Below are 3592 nucleotides of genomic sequence, written 5' to 3'. Positions count from 1 at the left end.
CGGCGGCCAAGCGGCCGGCAGAAGCGACGCCGCCGGCATCCTGACGATGTATTTCCCGACAACCGGTAACCTCACCAAATCAGGTTAAGATCCAAATCGCGTTGCGCCGATTCAGGCTTGCGATAGGGGTGCTGGCGGAGGCAGCCATGGTCCCCTCGTTTCATAATGCGGACAGGCCGACCCACCGGCGCGTGATGGTGGTCGGCCTCTTGTTCTGCGCCGCCTTCGTGGTGATCAGCTTTTCGCTGCGGTCACAGCCCGTGAACGACCACGTTCTGGTGAAAGCCGACCGGCTGGTGCGAACCGCAGGCGAGCCGCACAAGGCGCGCTGATATCTTTTCCCCGAGTGCCTGCGACCCGTATTACTACGGAGCGCGTTACAACCGCTTGAGCCATCGCTTCGCCTTCAGACCGGCGACCGCCCAAAGCCGCTCCAGGCATTGGCCAGCGTCTTGGCGTAATATTCATGGCGCTCGCGTTCGAATTTTTGCTGGGTCGCCTTGAAGCTGGCGATACATGCGGCGATTTCCTCGCGCTCGCGCGCGAGACGGTCTTCCTTTTCGCTCATTGCCCCATCCGGTCGTGTGATTCGATCCCCGCACCATTGGCCGTCGCGATTAAGGCATGATTTGGGAGGACGCGTTGCAGCGCCGTGATCGCCTGTGAATGGAGCGAAAGCGGCGGATAGAGCGCGCTGGGAGACCAGCGCATTGGGCCATCCGGTTTGCCGTGCTGCCGCCAGCACGGGCCAAGAGCCTCCGGTTCTGGCAAATCAGAACCGGAGGCTCTATCCTTTATCCTTTGCTTGACGCGTTTGCTTGACGCCAACCGGTCGCTATCCGCTATCCGAGCGTGGGGCAGGCTTTCGCGCGAAAACGCTTTGGCATTGGATGTTCGAAGTGATCGCACCTGATCTTCGCAGCGGCGTCGAACGGCTCGGCAACATGATCGCCGAGGCATCCACCATCGTTCCCTTTACCGGCGCGGGGATATCGACCGAGTGTGGCATTCCCGACTTCCGCTCCCCGGGCGGCCTGTGGACCCGCCATCGCCCGATACCTTTCGACGAGTTCGTCGCCAGCTCCGAGGCGCGGGACGAGGCATGGCGGCGGCGCTTTGCGATGGAGCCGACCTTTGCCGCGGCCAAGCCCGGGCGCGGGCACCGCGCGCTGGCCTCGCTATACAGGGCCGGCAAGATTCCCGCGATCGTCACCCAGAATATCGACAATCTGCATCAGATGTCAGGCTTTGCGGCCGACGACGTCGTTGAACTGCACGGCAACACGACCTATGCCCGCTGCATCGGCTGCGGCAAGGCTTACGCTCTTCCCTGGGTGAAGCAGCGCTTCGATGAGACCGGCGGCGCGCCGGATTGCACTGACTGCGACGACCCGGTCAAGACCGCGACCATCTCGTTCGGGCAGGCGATGCCGGAAGATGCGATGCGCCGGGCCACCGAACTCGCCCAGCATTGCGACCTGTTCCTGGCGATCGGATCGTCGCTGGTGGTGTGGCCGGCCGCGGGCTTTCCGCTGATGGCCAAGAACTGCGGCGCCAAACTCGTCATCATCAACAATGAGCCCACCGAACAGGATGATTTGGCCGACTTGGTGATCCGGCACGACATCGGCGAAACGCTCGGGCCCTTCGTCGGCAATTGACGCCCAGCTGATTCGGGCCTGTGCAAGGCTGTTCATAGTTGCCCGCCGATTTGTTTTTTTGCTATGCGCCGCAAGCTGGAGTGTTATCTTTGATTCGAGAGATTCGCGCGGCGTTGTCATGAGTGGTCATGGATGGGCGCGTGTTCACGGCTCAGTCGCAAATACGACGAGCCGCCAATATGTGTGGGGTCCGGGGTCATGGGGTCGGACGGATTTGAGTCCAAGAAGCTCGGGGGTCCGCCGTCAGGCGGGGCAGGGCACAACAGGCTTGGGCCAGTTGAATTTTCTGCCGGCGCGGAGCGTGATCCGGCGATCGAAGCGCTGTCGGGTCTTGGCGATAGCGCCGCCAGTCTCGTCGAGATCTCCGGCGTCATCAAATGGTTCGACGCCTCCAAGGGCTACGGCTTTGTCGTTCCCGACAATGGCTGGCCCGACGTGCTGTTGCACGTCACCGTGCTGCGACGCGACGGCTATCAAACGGCTTATGAAGGCGCGCGGCTGGTGGTCGAATGCGTGCAGCGCCCGAAAGGTTATCAGGCCTTCCGCATCCTCTCGATGGACGAGTCCACCGCGATCCATCCGGCGCAGATGCTGCCGCCGCGCACCCATGTCAGCGTCACCCCGACCAGCGGTCTGGAGCGGGCACAGGTCAAGTGGTTCAACCGGCTTCGCGGCTTCGGCTTCCTGACCTGCGGGGAGGGGACGCCCGACATCTTCGTTCATATGGAAACCCTGCGCCGCTTCGGAATGACCGAGCTGCGCCCCGGCCAGTATGTGCTGGTGAGGTTCGGACCCGGCTCCAAGGGCATGATGGCAGCCGAAATTCACCCCGAGACCGGATCGTCGGCGCTGTCGTCGCACTGATTCCCCCATCCCCCTGACGGAATCGTGAGCCGGGCGGCGCGCAGCCTCTGGCATTTGCCGCAATCATCGGGTTAGGGTTCGCCGGCAAGAAGATCGGCGTGAGTGTTGTCCATGAATTTCGATCGGTTTGTTGAGCGGCTTCGCGCGCGCGGCCGGCTGTTGGTGTCGGCAATCGTCGCGTTCGGCGTCCTCATGAGCCCCGGCGCGCAGGCGGCGAGTTTTCAGCCGCTCGAGATCGTCACCCAATCGGGCGTGCAGGTTTTTTCGGTCGAGATGGCGACGACGGAAGAAGAGAAGACCACCGGCCTGATGTACCGCAAGGAATTGCCGGACGGCAAAGGCATGCTGTTTGATTTTTCCCCCGAGCAGCAGGTGTCGATGTGGATGAAGAACACCTACATCTCGCTCGACATGATCTTCATCCGCGCCGACGGGCGGATCCTGCGGATCGCCGAGAATACCGAACCGCTCTCGACCAGGATCATCGCTTCCGGCGGGCTCGCCAAGGGCGTGCTGGAGGTGGTCGCGGGCACGGCGCAGAAATACGGCATCCGGCCCGGCGACCAGGTGGCGCACCCGCTGTTCAACGGCCGCTAGCGGGCGGAGCGCCTTGATGGCCGCGGTTTAAGCGTGTATCGACGTCGTTTCCCACATGATCGGGGTATAGCGCAGCCTGGTAGCGCGGCAGTTTTGGGTACTGCAGGTCGTTGGTTCGAATCCAGCTGCCCCGACCAAATTTGATAATTATTTCAACATGATGAGCGTGCGGTGTCGTTGCCCGGCATCGCTGTGGATCTCGCATGGGTACGATGAGACACCGGATGACCGGTTCTGCCGCAGCTTGGGGCAGGCTGCCAATTCCAGAATAGCTCTTGGTGAACTCAATACGGCATTGCTCCCGGCGACCGGGTGGCGCATCCGTTGTTTAACCGGCGCTGAAGCCTTTTCCGTTCCGATTGAATCGGAACGGGTTCTATTCTTGTTGTTTTGACGCGTTTTCCTCGCGCGAACCGGTACCTACTTCGCTTGAAAACGCTGTGGGGGCGCCTTGCTGGCGGCCCTTGAAG

At 62.1% G+C, this 3592-nt stretch carries 5 protein-coding genes and 1 tRNA gene; 5 read left to right on the top strand and 1 reads right to left on the bottom strand.

The features are described from left to right. The first annotated feature begins 146 nt into the window (after positions 1–146). Positions 147–332: a hypothetical protein gene (locus WCE35_RS14475; protein WP_424594025.1), complete on the top strand. Its 186-nt coding sequence runs from the start codon at positions 147–149 to the stop codon at positions 330–332. A 74-nt stretch (positions 333–406) separates the two neighbouring features. On the opposite strand, the gene WCE35_RS14470 is transcribed toward WCE35_RS14475, so the two are convergent. After that, positions 407–568 (bottom strand): hypothetical protein, encoded by a 162-nt coding sequence (locus tag WCE35_RS14470; RefSeq protein WP_424594024.1) that lies wholly within the window; start codon positions 566–568, stop codon positions 407–409. A 331-nt stretch (positions 569–899) separates the two neighbouring features. Between WCE35_RS14470 and WCE35_RS14465 the strand changes: the two genes are divergently transcribed. The 4 genes from WCE35_RS14465 to WCE35_RS14450 all read left to right on the top strand — a co-directional run bounded on the left by WCE35_RS14465 (position 900) and on the right by WCE35_RS14450 (position 3259). Further along, positions 900–1661 (top strand): SIR2 family NAD-dependent protein deacylase, encoded by a 762-nt coding sequence (locus tag WCE35_RS14465; protein ID WP_424594023.1) that lies wholly within the window; start codon positions 900–902, stop codon positions 1659–1661. Between the two features lie 198 nt (positions 1662–1859). Further along, complete coding sequence (locus WCE35_RS14460; RefSeq protein ID WP_424594022.1) at positions 1860–2525, top strand: cold-shock protein; 666 nt, start codon at positions 1860–1862, stop codon at positions 2523–2525. Between the two features lie 111 nt (positions 2526–2636). After that, positions 2637–3122, top strand: a complete 486-nt coding sequence (locus tag WCE35_RS14455; RefSeq protein WP_424594021.1) for a DUF192 domain-containing protein — start codon at positions 2637–2639, stop codon at positions 3120–3122. A gap of 60 nt (positions 3123–3182) precedes the next feature. Next, positions 3183–3259, top strand: a tRNA-Pro gene (locus WCE35_RS14450). Positions 3260–3592 lie beyond the last annotated feature (333 nt).

Origin of the sequence: Bradyrhizobium sp. (genome assembly GCF_049691595.1) — a bacterium.
Classification (GTDB): domain Bacteria; phylum Pseudomonadota; class Alphaproteobacteria; order Rhizobiales; family Xanthobacteraceae; genus Bradyrhizobium.
The sequence above is the reverse complement of the archived record's forward strand: the minus strand, read 5'-3'. Positions and strand labels throughout refer to the sequence as shown.

Coding starts and splice junctions, on each gene's coding strand:
- WCE35_RS14475 (WP_424594025.1), top strand. CDS start 147: ATGGTCCCCTCGTTTCATAATGCGGACAGGCCGACCCACCGGCGCGTG.
- WCE35_RS14470 (WP_424594024.1), bottom strand. CDS start 568: ATGAGCGAAAAGGAAGACCGTCTCGCGCGCGAGCGCGAGGAAATCGCC.
- WCE35_RS14460 (WP_424594022.1), top strand. CDS start 1,860: ATGGGGTCGGACGGATTTGAGTCCAAGAAGCTCGGGGGTCCGCCGTCA.
- WCE35_RS14455 (WP_424594021.1), top strand. CDS start 2,637: ATGAATTTCGATCGGTTTGTTGAGCGGCTTCGCGCGCGCGGCCGGCTG.